Origin of the sequence: Cellulosimicrobium sp. SH8 (assembly GCF_025818875.1) — a bacterium.
GTDB classification, from domain to species: domain Bacteria; phylum Actinomycetota; class Actinomycetes; order Actinomycetales; family Cellulomonadaceae; genus Cellulosimicrobium; species Cellulosimicrobium cellulans_D.
Genome location: NZ_JAMXMH010000011.1, coordinates 38,488 through 62,406, shown reverse-complemented (window position 1 = coordinate 62,406; position 23,919 = coordinate 38,488). Strand labels below are relative to the sequence as shown.

Below are 23,919 nucleotides of genomic sequence, written 5' to 3'. Positions count from 1 at the left end.
TGGGCTGCCCAGGCGCGATCCATCGAAGCTCAAGGAGAACTCCATTGACAGGCAAAGACGGATTCGATCTCGTCGTGGTGGCCAACCGGCTGCCCGTGGACTTCACGGTCGGACCCGGCGGCGACGTCGAGTGGAACCGCTCGCCCGGCGGCCTCGTCACGGCTCTCGAGCCCGTCATGCAGGCGTCCGACGGCGCGTGGGTCGGCTGGTCCGGCGCCCCCGACCTCGCGAGCGAGCCGTTCGACGCGGACGACATGCGCCTCGTGCCCGTCACCCTCTCCGCGGACGAGATCGAGCGCTACTACGAAGGCTTCTCCAACGACACGCTCTGGCCGCTCTACCACGACGTCATCTCGCCGCCCACGTACCACCGCACGTGGTGGGAGGCGTACCGACGCGTCAACCAGCGCTTCGCCGACGCCGCGGTCGCGCAGGTCTCGCCGGGCGGCGTCGTGTGGGTGCACGACTACCAGCTCCAGCTCGTGCCGCAGATGATCCGCGCCCAGCGCCCGGACGTGCGGATCGGGTTCTTCAACCACATCCCGTTCCCGCCCCTCGAGCTGTTCCAGCAGCTCCCCTGGCGCCGGCAGGTGCTCGACGGCCTCCTGGGCGCGGACCTCGTGGGCTTCCAGCGCGCGGGCGACGCCGCGAACTTCATCCGCGCCGTGCGCCGCCTGCGCGCGCACACGACGCGCGGCCCCATCATCACGGTCCCCGGCGAGGACGGTCGCGACCGCCACGTGCGCGCCGCGGCGTTCCCCATCTCGATCGACTCGCGCCGCTTCGACGAGCTCGCGCGCTCGCCCGAGGTGCAGCAGCGCTCGCGCGAGATCCGCGCCGACCTGGGCGACCCGGACATCATGATGCTCGGCGTCGACCGCCTGGACTACACCAAGGGCATCCGGCACCGCATCAAGGCGTACGGCGAGCTCCTGCAGGACGGGCGACTCGACGTCGAGCACGCGACCCTCGTGCAGGTCGCGAGCCCGAGCCGCGAGAACGTGGACGCCTACCAGGAGCTGCGCGAGCACGTCGAGGGGCTGGTCGGTCGGATCAACGGCGAGTACGCCGAGATCGGGCACGCCGCGATCCACTACCTCCACCACTCCTACCCGGCCGAGGAGATGGCCGCGCTGTACCTGGCGGCGGACGTCATGCTCGTCACCGCACTGCGCGACGGCATGAACCTCGTCGCGAAGGAGTACGTCGCCGCCCGTTCCGACGACCGCGGGGTGCTCGTGCTCTCGGAGTTCACGGGCGCCGCGGACGAGCTCTCGTCCGGTGCGCTGCTCGTCAACCCGCACGACATCGACGGGATGAAGGACATCATCGTGGCGGCCGCGCACATGGACCACCGCGAGCAGCGCAAGCGCATGCGCCGTCTGCGCCGCAAGGTCCTCAACGACGACGTCGCGAAGTGGTCGGAGTCGTTCCTCGGCGTCCTCACGGCCATGCCGTCGCGCGTGCCGCACCGCCGGCCGGGCGACGCGCGCCAGGACGGGGCGCAGGCCGACGCCGGTGCGGAGGTCGGCGCGTGACCCGGCCCGACGGCGGCGCCCAGCTGCCGGGGAGCCTGCCCGGGCCCGTCGCCGACGCCGTCCGGGCGTTCGCGGCGGACGGCGCCGACGCCCCGCACCCGCGGCTCGTCGCGCTGGACTTCGACGGGACGCTCGCGCCGCTCGTCGACGACCCGCACGCGGCGCGCATGGCGCCCGCCGCGCGGGCGGCCGTCGACCGCCTCGGGGCCGCGTGCACCGGGACGACGACGCGCCTCGCCCTGGTCTCCGGGCGCCACCTCGCGGACCTGGCGGAGCGCAGCCTGCCCCCCGTCGGGACGTTCCTCGTGGGCAGCCACGGCGCCGAGACGGGCGTCGTCACGCCCGCCGGGCTCGAGGCCGTCCCCCTGGAGCTGACCGAGGACCAGGCGGACCGGCTCGACGCGCTGCGCGCGGGGCTCGCGGACGCCGTGGCGGGGCGCGAGGGAGCCTGGGTCCAGGAGAAGCCGAGCGCCGCCGTCCTGCACACGCGGCTCGCGTCCGCGGCGGACACGCGCGCCGCCGAGGAGGCGGCGGACGCGGTCGCCGAGCGCCTCGGGCTGCACGCGATGCACGGCAAGGACGTGGTCGAGGTCGCCGTCGTCGAGACCTCGAAGGGCGAGGCGGTCGACCGGCTGCGTGACGTCGTCGGGCACGACGCAGGCCTCCCGGCCGCGCGGACGCGCGTGCTGTACGCCGGGGACGACACGACGGACGAGACCGCGTTCGCCGTGCTCGGCCCGGGCGACCTCGGGGTCAAGGTGGGCGACGGCACGACGCTCGCCGCGCAGCGGGTGCCGGACGCGGACGCGCTGGCCGCGGCGCTCGACCTGCTCGCCGACCTGCTGGAGCGCCCGGTCAGCTGAACGGGCACAGCGCCCTACCGCCACGAAACCGCTACCCGATCGTGACCGGCTCTGTGACGAAGCACTCAGGACCGGGAGTAGTATCGGGTCCACGATGACGTCGGGTCCCCTGCTCGGGCTAGAGGGGGTCCGACTTCTTCTGTGTCGTCGAAGACACGCTCGTCCGCCATCGCGAACAGCTACGTCGACGTGGCACGTCACTGCACAACGGATCGTCCGGCACGTACCTGCCGGTGGAGGGATGTACCAGTCATGGCTACGGTCACCTACGACCACGCAACCCGCGTCTACCCCGGGACCGAGCGCCCCGCGGTGGACCAGCTCAACCTGCACATCGAGGACGGCGAGTTCCTCGTCCTCGTCGGCCCCTCGGGCTGTGGCAAGTCGACCTCGCTCCGCATGCTCGCGGGCCTCGAGGACGTCAACGGCGGTCACATCTACATCGGCGACCGCGACGTCACGGACGTCCAGCCGAAGGACCGCGACATCGCGATGGTGTTCCAGAACTACGCGCTGTACCCGCACATGTCCGTCGCGGACAACATGGGCTTCGCGCTGAAGATCGCCGGCACGCCGAAGGCGGAGATCCGCCAGCGCGTCGAGGAGGCCGCGAAGATCCTCGACCTCACCGAGTACCTCGACCGCAAGCCGAAGGCGCTCTCCGGTGGTCAGCGTCAGCGTGTCGCCATGGGCCGCGCGATCGTCCGCCAGCCGCAGGTGTTCCTCATGGACGAGCCGCTGTCGAACCTCGACGCCAAGCTCCGCGTCCAGACCCGTACGCAGATCGCGTCGCTCCAGCGCCGCCTCGGCGTCACGACCGTCTACGTCACGCACGACCAGACCGAGGCCCTCACCATGGGTGACCGCATCGCGGTCCTCAAGGACGGCCTGCTCCAGCAGGTCGGCACGCCGCGCGAGATGTACGACACCCCGGCCAACGTCTTCGTCGCGGGCTTCATCGGCTCGCCCGCGATGAACATCGGCACGTTCGTGGTCAAGAACGGCGTCGCCGAGGTGGGCCCGGCCCGCATCTCGCTCGAGCGCGAGACGGCCGCGAAGATCACCGAGGCGGACAACGGCAAGGTCACCATCGGCTTCCGCCCCGAGTCGCTCGACGTCGTGTCGCAGGCGAACGAGGCCGCGTTCCCGGTCGAGGTGAACATCGTCGAGGAGCTCGGCTCCGACGCGTTCGTCTACGGCACCCTCAAGGGCGACCTGGCCGCGCAGGCCGACGTCCACTCGGGCGCCGGCGACAACCAGGTCATCGTCCGCGTCGACCCGCGCAACGTCCCGGCCAAGGGCGAGCGCATCTACGTGACGATCCGCCCGGGTCACTCGCACGTCTTCGGTGCGGCGTCGGGTCTGCGCATCAGCTGACACCGTCACGCACCGCAGGGCGGGTCCTCCCGGTCGGGAGGGCCCGCCCTTCGTCGTCTCCCGGGTGGAGCGTTCCGCGAGGGCGGTGCTGGTCACGGGTGGCGCGGCTCGCCCTTGACAGTGTCATGGTCGACCACGAGACTACTTTTGCACACGTGACATCAGAAGTCGCATGTTCGTCAGCCAAATCGACAACGCTGTCAATTGGAGCCTCATGCAGATCTCGCACCATTCGTCCCGCGCGCGACGCCTCGGCGCGGCCCTGACGGGCGGCGCGCTCGTCGCGGGGACGTTCGCCGCGGCCCCCGCCGTCGCGGCCTCGTCAGCCGAGACCAGCCCACCGACCACCCTCGCCGCGGCCGAGACGTGCGGCCCGGACGACGGGCTCCCCGACTCCAAGATCTCCATCCAGCTCTACACGCACGTGGGTGAGCTCGGCGGCTCAGGGACACCGTCCGCCGAGACGATCGACCGCGTGCTGGGCGAGGTGGCCAACGCCGGGTTCACCAACGTGGAGCCGTACAACCAGCCCTACTCGATGCCGGTCGAGGAGTACCAGGCGATCCTCGACAAGCACGGCCTCGCGGTGTCGTCCAGCCACGGCAGCACGGACTGGGGCTCGTGGCCCCAGACCGTCGCGTACGCCGTCGCGCTGGGCCAGGACTACATCGGGACCGGCGGGATGGCAGGGGGCTACGGCACCTACGCGGAGGCGGTCGCGACCGCCCAGTACGTGAACCAGCTCGGCCAGTACGCGCACGAGAACGGCGCGAACAAGATCGTCCTGCACAACCACCAGAGCGAGTTCACCACGCGGTACCCCGACCCGGTCACCGGCGAGATGGTCAGCGCCTGGGAGGTCATCGAGGAGAACACCGACCCGCGCTACGTCACGTTCGAGCTCGACGTCGGCTGGGCCGCCGACGCCGGCCTCGACGTCCCCGCGTGGATCGAGGAGCACGGGGACCGCATCGAGCTGCTGCACATCAAGGACGCCGTGAACGTCGACGCGCCCGGCGACATGCGGCAGGTCGCCCTCGGCAGGGGCGACCTCGACCTCCCGGCGATCATCGCCGCGGCCGAGCCGTACGTGCAGTACTACACCTACGAGTGGGACTGGGCGCCGTCGTTCGAGACGTCCGCGCAGTCCTACCGGTACCTCCGCTGCTTCGAGTCCGACGGCGGGGGCGGGAACGAGGGCGACGAGTCGCTCGCCCTGGGCCGTCCGGTGACGGCCTCCAGCATCGACGAGGCCGGTCACGAGCCCGAGATGGCGGTCGACGGCAACGCCGGCACCCGCTGGAGCAGCGCGTGGAACGACCCGGAGTGGATCGCGGTGGACCTCGGCGCGAGCTACGACCTCAGCCAGGTCGTGATCGACTGGGAGACCGCGTACGGGTCGGGGTACGAGGTCCAGACCTCGCCCGACGGCGAGACCTGGACGACGGTGCACACCGTCACCGACGGTGACGGTGGGTACGACGAGCTGGACGTCGCCGCCACGGGCCGGTACGTGCGTCTCTACCTCACCGAGCGCGCGACGCAGTGGGGCTTCTCGCTCTACGAGCTCGAGGTCTACGGCACGCCCAGCGGGCAGCTCGACCTCGACGTCGAGGTGCAGGCCCGGTGCCTCGCCGGCCAGGCGTACCTCGCCGTCCGCGCTGCGAACGGCGAGGACTCACCGGTCGACGTGACCCTCACGACCGCCTACGGCACCCGCGAGTTCGCCGACGTCGCCCCGGGCAAGAACGCGTACCAGTCGTTCGCGGTGCGCTCGGCCTCGGTCTCGAGCGGCTCGGTGACCGTCACGGGCGCCGCGACGATCGACGGCGAGGACGTCACCTCGACCATCGACGTCGAGCACGACGCGCTCGACTGCTCCTGACGGCTCCCCGGGTGCGTGGCCCTCGCGCCCGCACCCGGGGCCGCCCCGACCCTGACCCGGCGCCCGCCGGCCTCGACCTGAGGCCGGCGGGCGCCGACGTCGTCTCCGAGGTGCGGGGACGCACCCCGTCGGGCGCGGGACGCGGAGCGTGGACAATGGACCCCGTGACGGTGCACAACCTGCAGATCACCGCGTCGGCCCCCGACCCGGCTCTCCTCGACCTACCCTGGGACATCCCGCTCGAGGAATGGCCGGCCGAGACCCTCGCGGCGCTGCCGCGCGGCATCTCCCGGCACATCGTGCGGTTCGTCCGCCTCTCGGGGCGCGTCATCGCCATCAAGGAGATCGGTGAGACGGTCGCGTACCGCGAGTACGAGCTGCTGCGCCAGCTCCGCCGGCTCGAGGTGCCGAGCGTCGTCCCGGTGGGTGTCATCACCGGGCGCCAGGACGCCAACGGCGAGCGGCTGGAGGCCGTGCTCATCACGGAGCACCTGCAGTTCTCGCTCCCGTACCGCGCGCTGTTCAGCCAGTCGCTGCGCCCGGACACGGCGACGCGCCTCATCGACGCGCTCGCCGTGCTGCTCGTGCGCCTGCACCTCGTCGGCTTCTACTGGGGCGACGTGTCGCTGTCGAACACGCTGTTCCGGCGCGACGCCGAGACGTTCGCGGCGTTCCTCGTGGACGCGGAGACGGGCGACCTGCACCGCGAGCTCTCCCCCGGCCAGCGCTCGTACGACGTCGACCTCGCGCGCACCAACATCATCGGCGAGCTCATGGACCTCACCGCGGGCGAGCTGCTCGACGAGGACGTGGACGAGGTCGCGATCGGGGACGCGCTCGTCGCGCGCTACGAGGAGCTGTGGGCCGCACTGACGACGTCCGAGTCGTTCGACGCGAACGAGCGGTGGCGCGTCGCGGCCCGCATCGAGCACCTCAACAACCTCGGCTTCGACGTCGACGAGCTCGCGATCACGACCGACATCGACGGCACGACCGTGCAGATCCAGCCCAAGGTCGTCGACGCGGGGCACCACTCGCGGCGCCTGCTGCGCCTCACCGGCCTCGACGTCCAGGAGAACCAGGCGCGCCGCCTGCTCAACGACCTCGACTCGTTCCGTGCGGCGGCGGAACGGCAGAACGACGACGAGGAGTTCGTCGCCCACGACTGGTTGAGCGGGGTCTTCGAGCCGACGATCCAGGCCGTCCCGCGCAACCTGCGCCGCAAGCTCGAGCCGGCGCAGCTCTTCCACGAGATCCTCGACCACCGCTGGTTCATCTCCGAGCGCGCCCGCCGCGACGTCCCCATGGCGGAGGCGACGCAGTCCTACGTCGAGAACGTGCTGCGCCACCGCCCGGACGAGAAGGCGATCCTCGGCCTCGCGCCGGGCGAGAAGGACCCCGAGTACTACGGCTAGCACCCGACGAGTCGTCAACGCCCCACGGGTCCGGAGACCGGTGGGGCGCTGACAGGTCGTGGGGCGTCAGGCCTCGCGGCGCAGGCGCGCGACCTCGTAGAGCGAGATGCCCGTCGCGACGGCGGCGTTGAGCGACTCGGTGTCGGAGCCGATCGGGATGGACGCGACGACGTCGCACGCCTCGCGCACGAGGCGGGAGAGCCCCTTGCCCTCGGACCCGGCGACGACGACGAGCGGCTCGGTCGCGAGCTGGAGGTCGCCGATCGCGGTCTCCCCGCCGGCGTCGAGCCCGACGACGAAGCAGCCCGCCTTCTTCAGCTCGCCGAGGGCGCGGACCAGGTTGGTCGCCCGTGCGACGGGCACCCGGGCGGCGGCGCCGGCCGAGACCTTCCACGCGGACGCCGTGACGCCCGCGGCGCGACGCTCAGGGACGAGCACGCCGTGCGCCCCGAACGCGCCCGCCGAGCGCAGCACGGCGCCGAGGTTGCGCGGGTCGGTCACGCCGTCGAGCGCGACGATCAGCGGCGGCCGACCCGTCGCCTCGGCCGCGTCGAGCAGGTCGTCGACGTCGGCGTACTCGTACGGCGGCACCTTGATCGCGACGCCCTGGTGCACGGCGCCGTCGGTGAGGCGGTCGAGCTCCGGCTTGCCGACCTCGAGGAGGTCGTAGCCGCGACCCGCGACGATGTCGACGATCTCGCGCGTGCGGTCGTCGGCATCGAGGCGCGAGGCGAGGTAGACGACCTCGACGGGGATGCGCGCCCGCAGCGCCTCGAGCACGGAGTTGCGACCCGCGACGACCTCCTGCACCGAGCCGCGACCCTTCGGCCCGCCACCGCGCGAGGCGCTGCCCTTGGCGGGGGCTCCCCGCGTGGCGCCCCCGCGGCCGGTCGGTGTCGTGGCGCGCTTCTCGTCCGCGACCTTGCGCTTGTGCGCCGCGTGGTAGACGCGGTCCTCGGCCTTCGGGGTCGGCCCGCGGCCCTCGAGGCCCTTGCGGCGCTGCCCGCCGGAGCCGACGGTCGCGCCCTTCTTGCTGCCGGGCTTGCGGGTCGCGCCGCGTCGTTGTGAGTTGCCAGCCATGGGTGTACCCGTCGTGTCGTGGTCAGGTCGGTCGGTGTCGGTCGGTGTCGGTCGGTGTCGGTCAGGTGGATCGGCACCGGTCCGGTCGGTCAGGTCGGTCGGTCGTGCGAGCGGGCGTGGGTGCGCCACCGGGTCCAGTGTCCCTCAGACGCCGCGCCGAGGGAGAGCCGTGGTCCACCGAAGTAGCGGCATGGTCACGACCACGCCCCTCCCTCGCACCGGGCCGCTACCTCGCGGAGACGAACATCAGGCGAGGGTCCAGCGGGCGCCGTCGGCCGAGTCCTCGACCGCGACGCCCGCCGCGGCGAGCCGGTCACGGATCGCGTCGGCGGTCGCGAAGTCGCGCGCCGCGCGAGCCTCGGCGCGGGCCGCGAGCTCCGCACCGACGACGGCGTCGAGCACCGAGGCGTAGCGCGAGTCGCCGCGGTCGGCCCACTGCGCGTCGCCCGGGTCGAGGCCGAGGACGTCGAGCATGGCCCGCACCGCGACGAGGTGGTGGCGCGCGACGGCGTCCGCGGCCGTCGTGCGGTCGGCGAGCGCCGCGTTGCCCGCCCGCAGGTGCTCGTGCACGACGGCGAGCGCCGCCGGGACGTTGAGGTCGTCGTCCATCGCCGCGGTGAACGCGGTCGGGAGCTCGGCCTCGGTCACGTCGCCCACGTCACCGACCCGCTCCGCCGCGCGCTCGACGAACCCGGCGAGCCGCTCCCACGTGGCCTCGGCCTCGGTGACGGTCGCGGGCGTCCACTCGAGCATCGAGCGGTACTGCACGGACCCGAGCGCGTAGCGCAGCACGGCCGGGCTCGTGGTCGCGAGGACCTCGCGCACGAGCAGACCGTTGCCGAGCGACTTGCTCATCTTGGCGCCGCCCTGCGTGACCCACGCGCTGTGGAGCCAGTGCTGCGCGAACCCGTAGCCCGCGGCGCGCGACTGCGCCTGCTCGTTCTCGTGGTGCGGGAAGCGCAGGTCGAGCCCGCCGCCGTGGATGTCGAACGTGTCGCCCAGGTACCGGCGCGCCATCGCGGAGCACTCCAGGTGCCAGCCGGGGCGCCCGCGGCCGAACGGCGTGGGCCACGACGCGGTCTCCGGCTCGCCGTCCTTGGGCGCCTTCCAGAGCGCGAAGTCGCGAGGGTCCCGCTTCGCGGCGGCCTCCTCCGCGTCCGCGGGGACGTCGTCGGGCACGGGGTTGAGGTCCTCGAGCCGCTGGTTGGTCAGCGAGCCGTACTCGGACCACGAGCGCACGTCGAACCACACGTCGCCGGGACCGGTCGTGTACGCGTGCCCGCGCTCCACGAGCCGCTCCATGAGCTCGACCATGTCCGGGACGTGGCCCGTCGCGCGCGGCTCGTACGTGGGCGGCAGGACGCCGAGCGCGTCGTACGCGGCGGTGAACGCGCGCTCGTACGTCGCAGCCCAGGCCCACCACGGCTCGCCGGCGTCGGCGGACTTCACGAGGATCTTGTCGTCGATGTCGGTGACGTTGCGGATGAGCGTCACGCGGGAGCCACCGCGCCGCAGCCAGCGCACGAGCACGTCGAACGCGACGGCCGAGCGCATGTGACCGATGTGGGGGGCCGCCTGGACGGTCGCGCCACACAGGTAGATGCCGACCTCGCCCGGAGTCAGGGGCACGAAGTCGCGCACGTCCCGCGTGGCGGTGTCGAACAGGCGAAGAGTCACGTCCGCAAGGGTACCGGGGACGTACCACCACGGCCGAAGCGGCACGGGCAGGTCTCACGGCCGATCCCGGTTCGGCCACGACCCGCCCGGTCAGCCGAAGCTCTTGCCCTCGCCGCGGTACGTGGGCACGACGTCGACCACCTCGTCCCCGCGCACGAGGTGCACGCGGTCGAACCGCTCCATCGCCTCGCCGGCCTTCCCGTGGCGGAACCAGACGCGGTCGCCGACGCCGAGGTCGGGGGCGCCGACGGCACCCCGGTTCCGGTGCAGCGGCGTCTGGACCTCGCCCGCGCCCTCGCGGCCCGTGAGCGACCACCCGGGCGTCGCGACACGCGGCAGGCGGCTGCGCGACGCGGGCCCGGACGCGACGTAGCCGCCGCCGAACGCCGTCGCCCAGCCGGGGGCGGGGACCCGCACCACGTCGAGGCCGAAGAACGCCGAGGGGCGCGGGCGGAAGGAGCGGTACTCGTCGAACAGCCCGGGCACGTAGAGCCCGGACCCGGCGGTGACCTCGGTGACGACGGCGTCCGCGGACGACGTCTCGAGCGAGCCGGTGCCGCCGGAGTTCACGAGCTCGAGGTCGCGCCCGACGACGTCGCGCACCGCGGCGACGACCTCGCCGCGGCGCTCGCCCAGCTCGAGCACCGAGAGCCGCTTGACCGCGCGGACGGCGAGGCTCGAGTCGGGCATGCCGGCGACCTGCGCCTCGTAGAACATCAGGCCGCGCAGCGCGAGCCCGGGCGTCGAGACCACCCGGGCGGCGAGCGACGCGACGTCCGGGGGGTCGTGCAGCGGCGAGCGGCGCGTGCCGAGGTGGACCGTCACGAGCCCGAGACCGACCCGCAGCGAGGCGTCCACGTCGAGGCACACCCGTACGGGCGGCGCGTCACCCGTCCCCACCTCGGCGAGCGCGTGCCGCACGAGCTCGAGGTGCGCCGGGTCGTCGACCATGAGCGTGATCTCGCGCCGCCCGGCCTCGTGCCGCGCGAGGGCGGCGAGCGCGCCGCGGTCCACGGACGGGTAGCCGACGAGGACGTCACGCACACCCGCGTCGACGAGCCACAGCGCCTCGCGCACCGAGAACGCCATGACGCCCTGGAAGCCGCGCTCGGCCGCCCGCGTCACGAGCGAGCGCACGCGCACCGACTTCGACGCGACGCGCACGGGGACGCCCCCGGCACGTGCGAGGAGCTCGTCGGCGTTGGCGTCGAACCGGTCGAGGTCGACGACGGCGAGCGGCCCGTCGAGGTCCGCGGTCGCACGCGTCAGCCGGGCGAGCAACGACGGCGTCGCGCCGCGCTCGTCCCCGGCAGGGTCGGCCGTCCCTGTCCTCGTCCCCGCGTCCGGCCCGGGTGCCGCGTCGGTCGTCATGGGGAGAACGTACGCCACGCGGGGAGCGTGAGACAGTACGACCTGTGAGCAGCGACGACGCCCTCTCCTGGACCAACTGGGCCCGCACGGCCTCTGCGACCCCGCGCCGTCGGGCCTCCCCGCGCGACGAGGCGGAGCTGGGCGAGCTCGTCGCCCGGGCGGCCGCCGACGGGATGCCGGTGCGCGCCGTCGGCGCAGGCCACTCGTTCACCCCCGCGGCCGTCACGGACGGGCTCCTGCTCGACCTCGACCGCATCGGGCTCGTCGAGCGCATCACCCGCGGCACGGGCGTACGCGGGGAGGCCGACGCCGACGCGATCCTCGTGACCGTCGGGGCGGGCATCCGCCTGCACCGGCTCAACGAGGCCCTCGCGGCCGCGGGTCTCGCGATGCGCAACCTCGGCGACATCGACCGGCAGTCGATCGCCGGCGCGATCTCGACGGGCACGCACGGGACCGGAGCGGGGCTCGGCGGTCTCGCGACCCAGGTGCGCGGCGTCCGCGTCGTCGGGGCGGACGGAGAGGTCCGGGAGGCCTCGGCGACGCAGGACCCCGACCTCTTCGAGGTGAGCCGCCTGGGGCTCGGCGTCACGGGCGTCCTGTCCGCGGTGACGCTCGAGGTCGTGACGGCGTTCCTGCTCCGCGCGCAGGAGGAGCCGTGGCCGCTGGACCGCGTGCTGGAGGGCCTCGGCACGCCGGACGACCCCGACGGCCTCGTCGGGGGGAACGACCACTTCGAGTTCTACTGGTTCCCCCACACGCGCCGGGCGCTGACCAAGCGCAACAACCGGCTCTCCCCCGACGACGAGGCCGTGGAGCTCGAGCGGCTGCGGACCACCGGCCCCGGGCCGGTCGCGCGGGCACGCACGTGGGTCGACGAGGAGCTGCTGTCGAACGGTGCGTTCGAGCTCGTCAACCGGCTCGCGACCGCGGTGCCGCGCGTCACGCCGCGGCTCAACGCCGTCTCGGCCCGCGCGCTCGCACCCCGGACCTACGTCGCGCCGTCGCACCAGGTCTTCGTCACCTCGCGCCGCGTCCGGTTCCGCGAGATGGAGTACGCCGTGCCGAGCGAGCGCCTGGTCGACGTCCTGTCGAGCATCGACGGCTGGCTGAACCGGTCCGGCGAGCACGTGCCGTTCCCGGTCGAGGTCCGGTTCGCGGCGCCCGACGACGTCTGGCTCTCCACGGCGCACGGGCGCGAGACCGCGTACGTCGCGGTGCACCAGTACGCGCGCCTGCCGCACGCGCGGTACTTCGACGCCGTCGAGCGCATCGTCGCCGAGGTCGGCGGGCGTCCCCACTGGGGCAAGCTCCACGGGCTCCACGCCGACCGGTTCCGCGAGCTCTACCCCCGGTTCGACGACGCCGTCGCGGTCCGCGACGCGGCGGACCCCGACGGGGTGTTCGCGAACGCGTACACGGAACAGGTGCTCGGGCGCGCGCCGGGAGCGGCCGCGCGCGGCTGACCGCGGCCCGTCCGGCCCGCGGGCCCGTCGGTCAGGAGACGGGCTCCGGTCCGTGCTCGCGCACCGGCGAGCCGTCGGGTCGGACCATGAGCGACAGCACGTACTCGGCGAGCGCGTGGAAGCTGCGGACCGCGGTCTCGTCGTCCTGCTCGACGAGCCACGCGATCTCGATGCCGTCGATGTACCCCGCGACGATGCGCGAGAGGAAGCCCATGTCCATGGCGTAGGTGACGTTCCCGCGCTCGGCGACGTTCTCGAGGAAGCCGCGGGTCATCGCCCACGTCTGCTCCAGGTGCGTGTGCGCGACGGACCGCAGCGCGCGGCTGCGCACGCCCGCCGTCGCGAACTCGAACGTGAGGAGGCGCATGTGCCGGCGCGGCGTCAGCCCGCTCCAGAGGCCGTCGGCCGCGGCGTGGGCGAGCTCCACGACGTCGCCGTCGACGTCGAGGGCGGCGCGCACGGGCTCGGACGCGACGAGGGCGAGGCTGTTGCCCATCGCCTGGAGGAGCTCGTCCTTGTCCTCGAAGCAGTAGTGCACGACCCCGAGCGAGACGCCGGCCTCGGCCGCGACGCCACGGATCGTGACGGCCTCGACGCCCTCGCGGACGGCGATGGTCATCGCCGCGTCGACGAGCTGGGCCCGGCGTTCTTCGACGGACATTCGGTTCATGTGCGATTCATCCCATGTGTCGTTCTTGGGAAAGTCAAACACATCGATGCGCTCTCAGCGATCGTAGTGTCTGCTCGTGGGCCTGGCACCCGGGACGCCGGGAGGCGAGAATGGCGAGCCGAGCCCCTCGCGCCACCCCCCGACGAAGGACGACCGTGCCCCGACCGCGCCACCCCCGCACCCTCCGGACCGCTGCGCCCCTCGTGACCCTGGTGACCGCGGCGCTCGCCCTCGCGGGCTGCGGCGCTCCGGCGGACACCGGGGACAGCGACGAGCCGGTCACGTACGACGTCCCCGAGGTCCCCGTCCGCGTCACCGCGCCCCCGGGCTGGGAGCGCGTCACCCGCGACGGGGCGTTCGTGCTGCGCGCGCCGAGCGGGTCGGGCTCGGAGGACTTCCGGGCGAACGTCGTCGTGACAGGAGAGCAGTCCGCGTCGACCCTCGAGCAGGCCGGCGCCGCGACCACGGTGTCCGTCAGCGCGATCCCCGGCTGGCTCCTGGACGTCGACGGCCAGGGCCAGACCACTCTCGGCGAGCTCCCCGCCTTCCGGGTCGCGGGCACGTACGAGACGGCCGGGGCGGTCGTCGCGCAGGAGATCCTGGCGGTCCGGACCGGCGACGGGCCGGACGCCTGGGTCGTCGACCTCACGGCCTCGTACGCCGACGGTGACGCCGACGGCGCCGCGCAGGCGCGCGCCGTCCTCGAGAGCGTGCAGCTCGCCCCGGCGGGCTGAGGTCACGCGGGCGTCCCGACGGCGACGACGAGCGCCGTCGCGACGGCCGCGACGCCCTCTCCGCGGCCCGTGAGGCCGAGACCGTCGGTCGTCGTGGCCGTGAGCGTCACCGGGGCCCCCGCGGCGGCCCCGAGGGCCGCCTCCGCCTCGGCGCGGCGGGGCCCGAGGCGCGGGCGGTTGCCGATGACCTGGACGGCCACGTTCCCGATCTCGAACCCGGCGGCCCGCACCCGGCGCGCAGCCTCGGCGAGCAGGCGCGACCCGCTCGCCCCCGCCCACTCGGGCGCGCTCGTGCCGAAGTTCGACCCCAGGTCACCGAGCCCGGTCGCCGAGAACAGCGCGTCCGCGGCGGCGTGCGCGGCGACGTCCGCGTCGGAGTGCCCGGCGAGGCCGCGCTCACCCGGCCAGAGCAGCCCACCGAGCCACAGCTCCCGCTCCTCGCCCTCGGGGGCGAACGCGTGCACGTCGACGCCGACGCCGGTGCGCGGGAGCAGGTGCACGAGGGGTCGCCGCGGCGTGCCGTCGGCGTGCTCGGCGGGGGTCGTCATCTGTCCTCCCGGAGGGTCAGCGCCGCGACGCGCAGGTCGTGGGCGGTGGTGATCTTGGCCGCCGCGGCGTCTCCCGGCACGACGTGCACGGGAAGGCCCAGGGCCTCGACGAGCCCTGCGTCGTCGGTCGCGGCGGACGCCTCGTCGTCGGCGCGGTGGGCCGCGGCCTGGTGCGCCCGGACGAGGAGCGACCGGTCGAACCCCTGCGGGGTCTGCACCGCGCGCAGGGCCGCCCGGTCCACCGTCTCGGCCACGGGCTCGGCGCGGGACGGGTCGCCCGCGCGCGCGGGCGTCACGCGCTTGATCGTGTCCGTGACGGGCAGGCCCGGCACGACGGCGCCGTGACCCGCCCGCACCGCCTCGACGACGCGGCGGACCAGCGCGGGAGGCGCGAGCGGTCGCGCCGCGTCGTGGACGAGCACGACGTCGACCGGCTCTCCGTCGCGCCCCTCGACCAGCCCGGCGCGCAGCCCGGCCGCCACGGACGCCTGACGCGTCCCTGCGCCCTCGACGACGCGCACGGGACGGTCCACGGCAGGATCGTCCCGGAGCAGCGCCGCGACGTGCTCCCGCAGGCCGGGCGGCGCCGTGACGACGATCGTGTCGACCGCGCCGGACGCGCACAGTCGTCGTGCTGCCTGCACGACCAGCGGCAGGCCGTCGAGCTCGACGAGCGCCTTGGGCAGGTCGAGCCCGAGACGGGACCCGGAGCCCGCGGCGGTGAGGACGGCAAGAGTCGGCACGGGCACACGCTACCGGGCACGACGACGGGGAGGGCGCCGTCCGCACGGACGGCGCCCTCCCCGGGGGTCTGTCGCTCGGGCCGAGGCCCGGGACGTCAGGAGGCCAGCACCTCGTCGAGGATGGCCTCGGCCTTCTCCTCCTCGGTGTGCTCGGCCAGCGCGAGCTCCGAGACGAGGATCTGGCGCGCCTTCGAGAGCATGCGCTTCTCGCCGGCGGAGAGGCCACGGTCGGCGTCCCGGCGCGACAGGTCGCGCACGACCTCCGCGACCTTGATCACGTCGCCCGACGCCAGCTTCTCGAGGTTCGCCTTGTACCGACGCGACCAGTTGGTCGGCTCCTCGGTGTAGGGTGCACGCAGCACCTCGAAAACGCGGTCGAGACCCTCCTGGCCGACGACGTCACGCACGCCGACGAGGTCGACGTTCTCGGCTGGGACTTCGATGGTCAGATCGCCCTGCGCGACCTTGAGCTTGAGGTAGATCTTGTCCTCTCCGCGGATGGTGCGCGTCTTGATCTCCTCGATCAGTGCGGCTCCGTGGTGCGGGTAGACAACGGTCTCGCCTACTGTGAACGTCATCTGCAGATGTCCCCTTTCGCGGTGGTCCACCTTACCACGCGGAAGGGCGGAAATCCGAGCCCCTGCGCCCCTTGACAAGCCGCACCGGACGACGTTTTCCCAGGTCAGCGCCGTGTGAGCGCGCCTCACGAACTTCGTGGGGAGGGCCAGAGGGCCGTGCCGACCGCCGCCCGACGCTCCCGGCGCGCGCGTGACCTCGCGTGACGCCGCTCACGCCACCCTCCCGAGGTGCCGGTTCCGGCCGCCCGGCCTCGCCCGACGCACTAGGCTGGGCGCGGAATCCAGTCCCCCCTCTCGCAGCCCTGGAGTGCACCGTGACCCGCATCCCGACCCCCCGAGCAGCGACCCGCGCGGCGTCCCGAGCGACCGGCCGCGCACGCTACTGGGCCGTCCCCCTCGTGGTCGCGAGCGTGGCCGTCGCCTCCGCCTGCTCCCCCATCGAGACGAACCGCCCCTACTCGCCGTCGGACGGCCTGCGCGTCGACCTCACCGACGACCTGCGCGGCCTCAACCTCCTCGTCGTGAGCGCGGCCGACGGCGATGCCGGCGCGCTCGTCGGGGCGTTCGCCAACGACTCGACCGAGGACGTGGAGTTCGACGTGACGCCCGAGGGCGGCGACCCGGTGACCATCCCCGTCGCCGCCGGCGAGACCGTCTACCTCGGCACCGAGGACGGGTTCGACGCGCAGATCGGCCGCGTCGACGTGGCCCCGGGCGGCATGCTGCCCGTGACGGTCAGCGTGACCTCGGGCGAGGAGCAGGGCATGTCGCTGCCCGTCCTCGACGGCACCCTCGAGGAGTACGCGCACCTGCTGCCGTGACGTGGACGGCCCGGGCCGGAAATGAGCTCGGGCCGTGTCACCGGTGGACGCTAGCCTTCGCGTGCCGCCCTGACCGTCGTGGTCGGGGCACGTCCACGAAGGAACCCCAGGTGACCCTGTCCCGTACCACCCGTCGGCCGCTCCTCCTCGTCGTGAGCGCCGTCGCCCTCGCCCTGACCGCGTCGGGCTGCGGCGCGATCCTCGACGAGATCACCGGTCCGTCCGAGGCCCAGCGCGACGAGCCCGGCGGCGAGGTGACCGAGGCGTCGGACGCCGACGTCTTCTCGATCCAGGTCGGCGACTGCATCGTCACCTCGAAGCTGCCCGACGGCGAGAACGTCGAGTCCGTGCCCGTCGTCCCGTGCTCCGAGCCGCACGACGCCGAGGTGTACGCCGAGACCGAGCTGCCCGAGGGCGACTACCCCGGCGACGAGGCCCTCCAGGCGAGCGCCGAGGACTTCTGCCTCGGCGAGTTCGAGAGCTTCGTCGGCCTGTCCTACGACGAGTCCGCCTACTACTTCTGGCCCTTCACCCCGCGCGAGGACGGCTGGAACACGATGGACGACCGCGTGGTCCAGTGCGTCCTCGACACCGACGGGACCGACGTCACGGGCACGCTCCAGGGCTCGGCGTCCTGACCCTCCCACCCCGCGCACGACGGCGCCCCTCCCGGCCCGGGAGGGGCGCCGTCGTCGTCCGGCCGGGTCGGCCCGGCCTGTGGGGATCAGGTCACCCGAAGCGGCCGGAGATGTAGTCCTCCGTCGCCTGCTGGGTGGGCGAGGAGAACATCGTCGCGGTGTCGTCCATCTCGATGAGGCGCCCCGGCTTGCCGGTGCCCGCGATGTTGAAGAACGCCGTGCGGTCGCTCACGCGTGCCGCCTGCTGCATGTTGTGCGTGACGATGACGATGGTGTACTCGTCCTTGAGCTCGGCGATGAGGTCCTCGATCGCGAGCGTGGAGATCGGGTCGAGCGCCGAGCAGGGCTCGTCCATGAGGAGCACCTGCGGCTTGACCGCGATGGCGCGCGCGATGCACAGGCGCTGCTGCTGGCCGCCGGAGAGGCCCGAGCCCGGACGGTCGAGGCGGTCCTTCACCTCGTTCCACAGGTTCGCGCCGCGCAGCGAGGTCTCGACCAGCTCCTCCGCCGCGGACTTCGAGATCCGCTTGTTGTTGAGCTTCACCCCGGCGAGGACGTTCTCCTTGATGGACATCGTCGGGAACGGGTTGGGCCGCTGGAAGACCATGCCCACCTGGCGACGGACGGCGACCGGGTCGACGTCGTCCCCGTAGAGGTCCACGCCCTCCATGGCGACCGTGCCCTCGACGCGCGCGCCGGGGATGACCTCGTGCATGCGGTTGAGGGTCCGCAGGAACGTCGACTTGCCGCACCCGGACGGGCCGATGAAGGCCGTGACGGACTTGGGGTCGATCGTCATGCCGACGTCCTGCACGGCGAGGAAGTCGCCGTAGTAGATGTTGAGGTCCTTGACGTCGATGCGCTGTGCCATCGGAGCTGTCCTGTTCTAGCGGAGGGTCTTGGGGGCGAACCAGCGGGTGACGAGTCGCCCGACGAGGTTGAGCAGCATGACGATGAGGATCAGCGTCAGGGCGGCCGCCCAGGCCCGGTCGTAGTTGATGTCGGGGATGCACACGACGTCGGTGACGTTGCTGCAGGGCACCAGGCCCTGGCTGTACTGCCGGTACACGTACACCGGCAGGGTCATCATGCGGCCCTCGAAGAGGTTGCCGTTGATGGAGTCGACGACGCCCACGGTGATGAGGAGCGGCGCGGTCTCGCCGATGACGCGCGCGACGGCGAGCATGACGCCCGTCGTGATGCCGGCGATCGACGTCCGCAGCACGACGCGCACGACGGTGAGCCACTTGGGCACCCCGAGCGCGTAGGCCGCCTCGCGCAGCTCGTTGGGGACGAGCCGGAGCATCTCCTCGCACGAGCGGACGACCACGGGGATCATGAGGACGGACAGCGCGACCGAGCCGACGATGCCCATGCGCACCCCCGGCCCGAAGATCACCGCGAAGAGCGCGTACGCGAAGAGGCCGGCGACGATCGACGGGATGCCCGTCATGACGTCGACGAAGAACGTCACCGCGCGGGCGAGCGGCCCGCGGCCGTACTCGACGAGGTAGATCGCGGCGAGCAGGCCGATCGGGACCGAGATCACCGCGGCGCCGAGCGTGATGAGCAGCGTGCCGAGGATCGCGTGGTAGATGCCGCCCGCGTCCATGCCGCCGAACACGCCGCGCATGGAGTGCGTGAGGAAGTAGACGTCGAACCGCTCCATGCCGTGCACGACGACGGTCCACGCGACGGACACGAGCGGCACCATCGCGAGGGCGAACGCGCCCCACATGAGGACCGTCATCGTGCGGTCCTTGCGGCGGCGGCCGGCGTCCGCGCCGCGCAGGAGCGCGCGCACCGACGCGGTGCGCTCCGGGTCGGGGGCGGAGGCCCCGCGCGCGGGGCTGGTGCTGAGGGCGCTCATCAGTTGGCTCCCGAGAAGTCCTTGCGCCGCGCGACGATCGCGCGGGCGCCCATGTTGACGAGCAGGGTGATGACGAACAGCGCGAGACCCGTCGCGATGAGGGTGCTCACCCCGAGCGGGTTGGCCTCGGGGAAGTCGGCCGCGATGTTCGCGGCGATGGTCTGCTGCTGGCCGGCCTGCAGGATCTTGAACGAGTAGAGGAGCCCCGGCGAGAGGATCATCAGCACCGCCATCGTCTCGCCGAGCGCGCGGCCGAGGCCGAGCATCGCGGCCGAGATGACGCCGGACCGCCCGAACGGGATCACCGCGGTGCGGATCATCTCCCAGCGGGTCGCGCCGAGCGCGAGCGCGGCCTCCTCGTGGAGCTTCGGCGTCTGGAGGAACACCTCGCGGCTCACGGCGGTGATGATCGGCAGGATCATCACGGCGAGGACGAGCGCGACGGTGAGCAGGACGCGGCCGGTCGGCGACGCCGGACCGGCGAAGAGCGGGAACCACCCCAGCGTGTCGGCGAGCCACGACCACACCGGCACCACGATCGGCGGGAGCACGAGCGAGCCCCACAGTCCGTACACGACGCTGGGGATCGCCGCGAGGAGGTCGACGACGTACCCCAGGGTCGACGCGAGCCGGCGCGGCGCGTAGTGCGAGATGAAGAGCGCGATGCCCATCGCGACCGGCATCGCGAGGAGGAGCGAGAGCGCGGCCGCGAGGAGCGTGCCGAAGATCAGCGGACCCACGAAGGACAGGAGCGAGGCACCCTCGGGGAACCAGGACACCTCCTCGCCGAGGACGTCCCCGCCCGCGGTGAGCGCGGGCCACGCGCGCAGCACGAGGAAGATCGCGACCGCCGCGAGGACGGCGAGGATGAGCCCACCGGCACCCGTCGCGGTCCAGCGGAACGCGCGGTTGACGCCGCGGTCGGTGTTCCGGGGCCGGCGGCGCGGGGTGCCCGCGCGAGGCGTCGCGCTCGGCGTGGGGCCCGGCGTCGTGGGTGGGGCTGTGGTGGTCACTCGTGCTCCCGGTGCATACGGTCCTGCTGCGTGAGGTCTGGGTGCGGGCGATCTCGCGGGTCAGGGGCGGCGGGGCTCGTAGGCCCCGCCGCCCCCTGGTTCCCGGCGGTCGTCAGCCGGCGGCGCCGACCGTGATGGCCTCGATCGCCGCGTGGACGTCCGTGCGCAGGTCCTCCGAGATCGGCGCGTTGCCCGCGGCCGACGCGGAGGCCGACTGGCCCTCCTCGCTCGAGATGTACGTGAGGAACGCCTTGACGAGGTCGCCCGTCGCCTCGTCCTCGTAGTTCAGGCACGCGACGGCGTAGGAGACGAGCACCAGCGGGTAGGCGCCGGCCTCGGTCGTCGTGCGGTCGAGCTCGACCGCGATGTCGTGGTCGTGGCGACCCTCGACGCGCGGCGACGCGTCGACGACCTTCGCCGCGGCCTCGGGCGAGTACGCGACCCACTCCTCGCCGACCTTGATCTTCGCGGTGCCGAGGTCGCCGGCCTTCGAGGCGTCGGCGTAGCCGATCGTGCCCTCGCCGCCCTGGACCGTCTGCACGACGCCGGACGTGCCCTGCGCGGACTCCCCACCCTGCGTCGGCCAGTCGCCGCTCGGCTCGTGGCCCCACGCGTCGCCCGCCGTCGCGGCGAGGTACTCGGTGAAGTTCTCGGTCGTGCCCGACTCGTCGGAGCGGTGGACCGGCGTGATCGCGACGTCCGGAAGGGTCGCGTCGGGGTTGTCGGCGGCGATCTCCGGGGCGTTCCACTGCGTGATCGTGCCGTTGAAGATGCCCGCGATCGTGGCCGGAGCGAGGTTGAGCTCCGCGACGTCCGGCAGGTTGTAGATGATGGCGATCGGGCTGACGTAGACCGGGAGGTCGATCGCGCCGTCGGGGCCGCACACGGCCTGCGACTGCGTGATCTCCTCCTCCTTGAGCACCGCGTCCGAGCCGGCGAACGCGACGCCGCCCTCGAGGAACTGGGTGCGGCCACCACCGGAGCCGACCGGGTCGTAGTTCACGGTGACGTCGGGGTTCGCGCTCTGGAACCCGGCGCGCCACGCCTCCATGGCGGACTCCTGCGAGCTCGCGCCCGCACCGTTGAGCTCACCGCTGAGGTCGCTCGCGGTCTCGGAGGAGCCCTCGGAGGAACCGTCGGTGGCGCCGTCGGCGCTGCCGACGGGGTCGTCCGACCCGCAGGCGGCGAGGGTCAGCGCGAGCGCACCGATCGCGACGGCGGATCCAGCACGGGAGAATCGGCTGAGCTTCACTCTTCGTTCCATCCTGTTCAAGCGTCTCGTGGCACCAGCGAGCGCCGGTGACGATCCCGACGCTAGGAGCGCCGGGTGACGCGTTCCCCGAGAGCGGGTGAACGAGGGATGAACAGTGCACAGACCTTCCGTGCCACGTTCCCGGCCGGGTCGGTCGGGGGCCGGTCCGGTGTCGGGCCGGGCCTCCGTGCCGCACGACGACGGCCCCGGCGCGTCCGTGAGGGACGCGCCGGGGCCGTTCGTGCGCTGCGCCGGAGAGGTCAGGCCTGGCCGACGCCGTCGGCGATCTTGTAACCGAGACCGCGGACCGTGAGGAGGTAGCGGGGGCTCGCGGGCTCGGGCTCGATCTTCGACCGGATGCGCTTCACGTGGACGTCGAGCGTCTTCGTGTCGCCCACGTAGTCCGTGCCCCAGACCCGGTCGATGAGCTGCCCGCGCGTGAGCACGCGCCCCGCGTTGCGCAGCAGCAGCTCGAGGAGCTCGAACTCCTTGAGCGGGAACGGCACGACCTGGCCGTCGACGCTCACCGTGTGCCGCTCGACGTCCATGCGCACCGGACCGACCTCCAGCGCGCTCTCCGCGACGACCTCGCCCCCGTTCTCGCCGCCCTTGCGGCGCAGCACGGCACGCACGCGCGCGAGCAGCTCGCGGAACGAGTACGGCTTCGTCACGTAGTCGTCGGCGCCCAGCTCGAGGCCCACGACCTTGTCGATCTCCGAGTCCTTCGCCGTGAGCATGATGACGGGCACGTCGCCGCGCTGCCGCAGCTCGCGGCACACCTCGGTGCCGCTGAGCCCGGGGAGCATGAGGTCGAGCAGGACCAGGTCCGCCCCGTCCGCGTCGAACCGCTCCAGCGCCTCGGTGCCCGTCGCCGCCTCGACGACGTCGAAGCCCTCGCGTCGCAGCTGGTACGTCAGCGGGTCGCGGTACGACTCCTCGTCCTCCACCACCAGGATGCGCGTCACGCGCCTACCTCCTTGTTCTGTACGTCCTCGTCCCGCGCGGAGGCCTGCGCGGCCCGCCGCCCGTCGTGCTGCACGGTCCCGGGGTCCGTCCCGGCCGTGCCCTCGTCTCCCGCCACGTCGTGGGTCGTGCCCGACGGCGCGGCGTGCGCCTGCCCGGTCGGCACGTCCGCCGCGGGGATCCGGAGCGTGAAGGTCGAGCCGCGTCCCGGCTCGGACCACATGGTGACCTCGCCACCGTGGTCGGCGGCGACGTGCTTGACGATGCTCAGGCCCAGGCCCGTCCCGCCGGTGTCGCGCGAGCGCGCGGGGTCCACCCGGTAGAACCGCTCGAACACGCGAGCCTGCTCGTCCGCCGAGATCCCGATGCCCTGGTCGACGACCGCGATCTCGACCAGGTCGTCCGCGAGCGAGACGCCGACGCCCACGCGCGTGTTCTCGCCCGAGTAGGCGACCGCGTTGTCGAGCAGGTTGCGCACCGCGGTCACGAGCAGGTTGTGGTCGCCGTACACGGCGGCATCGAGCTCGCCCCCGGTCGTGAGCGTGATGCCCTTGCCCTGCGCGGTCGTGCGCGCGCGATCCACGGCCTCCTCGATCACGCCCCGCACCGGCACCACGGTGACCTCCTGGAGCGCGCCCGCGACCTGGAGCCTCGAGAGCTCGATGATCTCCTGCACGAGCGCGGAGAGGCGCGTCGCCTCCGACTGCATGCGCGCGGAGAACCGCCGCACCGCCACCGGGTCGTCGGCGGCGTCCTGCACCGTCTCGGCGAGCAGGGCGAGCGCCCCGACCGGCGTCTTCAGCTCGTGGGACACGTTCACGACGAAGTCGCGGCGGATCGCCTCGACGCGCCGCGCCTCCGTGCGGTCCTCCGCGAGGACGAGCATGTGCTGCGGGCCCACCTGGGCGACACGGACCTGGAGCATGACCGTTCCGCGACCGACCGGGCCGCGCGGGAGCTCGAGCTCCTCGTCGCGGATCACGCCGTCGCGGCGTACGTCGTCGATCATGTCGCGGATCGCCGCGTGTGCGATCGCGTCGCCACGGACCACGCCGAGCGCGTACGCGGGCGGGCTGGCGCGCACGACCTCGGCCTCCTCGTCGAGCACGACCGCGGCGGAGCGCAGCACGGCGAGCACCCGGACCAGACCTTCGTCGAGCTCGGGCGCCGGCTCCGACCGCGCGGCACGCTGCTGGCGCTCGCTCACGCGGAACGCGATGGCCGCGATCACGCCGACGACGACGCCCACGACGCCGGCGGCCAGCACGGTCGCGCCCTCGATGAGACTCTCGGCTTGCACACGTCCAGCCTACGGTCGTGTGCGCGCCCGACCCGTCGATCCGGCGTCCCACGGGCGGGAGCCGCCAAGAGTTCACCTGGCGGCGCCCTGGAGTTCACCGCCCGGTCGACCGCGCCT

The 23,919-nt window shown here is 73.1% G+C and carries 22 protein-coding genes; 9 read left to right on the top strand and 13 right to left on the bottom strand.

What is annotated here, in order from left to right:
• Window positions 1–74: 74 nt before the first annotated feature.
• From NF338_RS15660 to NF338_RS15640, 5 genes are all read left to right on the top strand, one after another.
• Window positions 75–1,538 carry an alpha,alpha-trehalose-phosphate synthase (UDP-forming) gene (locus NF338_RS15660; protein ID WP_318783117.1) on the top strand — a complete coding sequence of 488 codons (1,464 nt, stop codon included), beginning with the start codon at window positions 75–77 and terminating at the stop codon, window positions 1,536–1,538.
• Window positions 1,535–2,401: a trehalose-phosphatase gene (otsB, locus tag NF338_RS15655; protein ID WP_264031628.1), complete on the top strand. Its 867-nt coding sequence runs from the start codon at window positions 1,535–1,537 to the stop codon at window positions 2,399–2,401. The genes NF338_RS15660 and otsB overlap by 4 nt, the downstream gene beginning before the upstream one ends.
• Window positions 2,402–2,653: 252 nt before the next feature.
• The gene (locus NF338_RS15650) at window positions 2,654–3,778 is read left to right on the top strand and encodes an ABC transporter ATP-binding protein (RefSeq protein WP_087469832.1); all 1,125 of its coding nucleotides are present in this window, start codon (window positions 2,654–2,656) and stop codon (window positions 3,776–3,778) included.
• Window positions 3,779–3,950: 172 nt separating this feature from the next.
• Window positions 3,951–5,663: a discoidin domain-containing protein gene (locus NF338_RS15645; RefSeq protein ID WP_264031627.1), complete on the top strand. Its 1,713-nt coding sequence runs from the start codon at window positions 3,951–3,953 to the stop codon at window positions 5,661–5,663.
• Window positions 5,664–5,818: 155 nt separating this feature from the next.
• Window positions 5,819–7,078: a DUF4032 domain-containing protein gene (locus tag NF338_RS15640; RefSeq protein WP_412847009.1), complete on the top strand. Its 1,260-nt coding sequence runs from the start codon at window positions 5,819–5,821 to the stop codon at window positions 7,076–7,078.
• Window positions 7,079–7,144: 66 nt separating this feature from the next.
• Here the strand turns inward: NF338_RS15640 and rlmB are convergent, their stop codons facing one another.
• The 3 genes from rlmB to NF338_RS15625 form a co-directional block, all read right to left on the bottom strand.
• Window positions 7,145–8,158 (bottom strand): 23S rRNA (guanosine(2251)-2'-O)-methyltransferase RlmB, encoded by a 1,014-nt coding sequence (gene rlmB, locus NF338_RS15635; protein WP_264031626.1) that lies wholly within the window; start codon window positions 8,156–8,158, stop codon window positions 7,145–7,147.
• Between the two features lie 246 nt (window positions 8,159–8,404).
• Entirely contained in the window at window positions 8,405–9,835 is a 1,431-nt protein-coding gene (gene cysS, locus NF338_RS15630) for a cysteine--tRNA ligase (protein WP_264031625.1), read from the bottom strand.
• Between the two features lie 90 nt (window positions 9,836–9,925).
• Window positions 9,926–11,206 (bottom strand): alanine racemase, encoded by a 1,281-nt coding sequence (locus NF338_RS15625; RefSeq protein ID WP_264031624.1) that lies wholly within the window; start codon window positions 11,204–11,206, stop codon window positions 9,926–9,928.
• 44 nt (window positions 11,207–11,250) lie between these two features.
• Between NF338_RS15625 and NF338_RS15620 the strand changes: the two genes are divergently transcribed.
• Window positions 11,251–12,672: a D-arabinono-1,4-lactone oxidase gene (locus NF338_RS15620; protein ID WP_264031622.1), complete on the top strand. Its 1,422-nt coding sequence runs from the start codon at window positions 11,251–11,253 to the stop codon at window positions 12,670–12,672.
• A gap of 31 nt (window positions 12,673–12,703) precedes the next feature.
• Here the strand turns inward: NF338_RS15620 and NF338_RS15615 are convergent, their stop codons facing one another.
• Complete coding sequence (locus NF338_RS15615) at window positions 12,704–13,342, bottom strand: TetR/AcrR family transcriptional regulator (RefSeq protein ID WP_264031621.1); 639 nt, start codon at window positions 13,340–13,342, stop codon at window positions 12,704–12,706.
• 203 nt (window positions 13,343–13,545) lie between these two features.
• Between NF338_RS15615 and NF338_RS15610 the strand changes: the two genes are divergently transcribed.
• Window positions 13,546–14,076 (top strand): LpqN/LpqT family lipoprotein, encoded by a 531-nt coding sequence (locus NF338_RS15610; protein WP_264031620.1) that lies wholly within the window; start codon window positions 13,546–13,548, stop codon window positions 14,074–14,076.
• 2 nt (window positions 14,077–14,078) lie between these two features.
• Here the strand turns inward: NF338_RS15610 and ispF are convergent, their stop codons facing one another.
• From ispF to NF338_RS15595, 3 genes are all read right to left on the bottom strand, one after another.
• A complete protein-coding gene (gene ispF / locus NF338_RS15605; RefSeq protein ID WP_264031618.1) occupies window positions 14,079–14,624 on the bottom strand; it encodes a 2-C-methyl-D-erythritol 2,4-cyclodiphosphate synthase in 546 nt (181 codons plus the stop codon).
• Window positions 14,621–15,367 (bottom strand): 2-C-methyl-D-erythritol 4-phosphate cytidylyltransferase, encoded by a 747-nt coding sequence (gene ispD, locus NF338_RS15600; protein WP_264031617.1) that lies wholly within the window; start codon window positions 15,365–15,367, stop codon window positions 14,621–14,623. Before ispD ends, ispF begins: the two co-directional genes overlap by 4 nt.
• Before the next feature lie 95 nt (window positions 15,368–15,462).
• A complete protein-coding gene (locus NF338_RS15595) occupies window positions 15,463–15,945 on the bottom strand; it encodes a CarD family transcriptional regulator (protein ID WP_024841917.1) in 483 nt (160 codons plus the stop codon).
• Window positions 15,946–16,259: 314 nt separating this feature from the next.
• Here NF338_RS15595 and NF338_RS15590 point away from each other — a divergent pair, with 314 nt between their 5' ends.
• Entirely contained in the window at window positions 16,260–16,766 is a 507-nt protein-coding gene (locus tag NF338_RS15590) for a hypothetical protein (RefSeq protein ID WP_264031616.1), read from the top strand.
• Between the two features lie 110 nt (window positions 16,767–16,876).
• Window positions 16,877–17,404, top strand: a complete 528-nt coding sequence (locus NF338_RS15585; RefSeq protein ID WP_204542945.1) for a septum formation family protein — start codon at window positions 16,877–16,879, stop codon at window positions 17,402–17,404.
• A 91-nt stretch (window positions 17,405–17,495) separates the two neighbouring features.
• Here the strand turns inward: NF338_RS15585 and pstB are convergent, their stop codons facing one another.
• The 6 genes from pstB to NF338_RS15555 all read right to left on the bottom strand — a co-directional run bounded on the left by pstB (window position 17,496) and on the right by NF338_RS15555 (window position 23,802).
• Entirely contained in the window at window positions 17,496–18,275 is a 780-nt protein-coding gene (gene pstB, locus NF338_RS15580; protein ID WP_087469843.1) for a phosphate ABC transporter ATP-binding protein PstB, read from the bottom strand.
• Between the two features lie 15 nt (window positions 18,276–18,290).
• Complete coding sequence (gene pstA / locus NF338_RS15575) at window positions 18,291–19,274, bottom strand: phosphate ABC transporter permease PstA (protein WP_087469844.1); 984 nt, start codon at window positions 19,272–19,274, stop codon at window positions 18,291–18,293.
• Complete coding sequence (pstC, locus tag NF338_RS15570) at window positions 19,274–20,287, bottom strand: phosphate ABC transporter permease subunit PstC (protein WP_264031614.1); 1,014 nt, start codon at window positions 20,285–20,287, stop codon at window positions 19,274–19,276. Before pstC ends, pstA begins: the two co-directional genes overlap by 1 nt.
• A 112-nt stretch (window positions 20,288–20,399) precedes the next feature.
• Window positions 20,400–21,539: a phosphate ABC transporter substrate-binding protein PstS gene (gene pstS / locus NF338_RS15565; protein WP_244286256.1), complete on the bottom strand. Its 1,140-nt coding sequence runs from the start codon at window positions 21,537–21,539 to the stop codon at window positions 20,400–20,402.
• A gap of 260 nt (window positions 21,540–21,799) precedes the next feature.
• Window positions 21,800–22,504: a response regulator transcription factor gene (locus NF338_RS15560; RefSeq protein ID WP_087469847.1), complete on the bottom strand. Its 705-nt coding sequence runs from the start codon at window positions 22,502–22,504 to the stop codon at window positions 21,800–21,802.
• Window positions 22,501–23,802, bottom strand: a complete 1,302-nt coding sequence (locus NF338_RS15555; protein ID WP_264031613.1) for a sensor histidine kinase — start codon at window positions 23,800–23,802, stop codon at window positions 22,501–22,503. Before NF338_RS15555 ends, NF338_RS15560 begins: the two co-directional genes overlap by 4 nt.
• Window positions 23,803–23,919 lie beyond the last annotated feature (117 nt).

What these genes read in the sequence shown, in the direction of transcription:
- NF338_RS15650 (WP_087469832.1), top strand. Translation starts at nt 2,654, where the DNA reads ATGGCTACGGTCACCTACGACCACGCAACCCGCGTCTACCCCGGGACC.
- NF338_RS15645 (WP_264031627.1), top strand. Translation starts at nt 3,951, where the DNA reads ATGTTCGTCAGCCAAATCGACAACGCTGTCAATTGGAGCCTCATGCAG.
- NF338_RS15640 (WP_412847009.1), top strand. Translation starts at nt 5,819, where the DNA reads ATGGACCCCGTGACGGTGCACAACCTGCAGATCACCGCGTCGGCCCCC.
- rlmB (WP_264031626.1), bottom strand. Translation starts at nt 8,158, where the DNA reads ATGGCTGGCAACTCACAACGACGCGGCGCGACCCGCAAGCCCGGCAGC.
- NF338_RS15625 (WP_264031624.1), bottom strand. Translation starts at nt 11,206, where the DNA reads ATGACGACCGACGCGGCACCCGGGCCGGACGCGGGGACGAGGACAGGG.
- NF338_RS15615 (WP_264031621.1), bottom strand. Translation starts at nt 13,342, where the DNA reads ATGAACCGAATGTCCGTCGAAGAACGCCGGGCCCAGCTCGTCGACGCG.
- ispF (WP_264031618.1), bottom strand. Translation starts at nt 14,624, where the DNA reads ATGACGACCCCCGCCGAGCACGCCGACGGCACGCCGCGGCGACCCCTC.
- NF338_RS15595 (WP_024841917.1), bottom strand. Translation starts at nt 15,945, where the DNA reads ATGACGTTCACAGTAGGCGAGACCGTTGTCTACCCGCACCACGGAGCC.
- pstB (WP_087469843.1), bottom strand. Translation starts at nt 18,275, where the DNA reads ATGGCACAGCGCATCGACGTCAAGGACCTCAACATCTACTACGGCGAC.
- pstA (WP_087469844.1), bottom strand. Translation starts at nt 19,274, where the DNA reads ATGAGCGCCCTCAGCACCAGCCCCGCGCGCGGGGCCTCCGCCCCCGAC.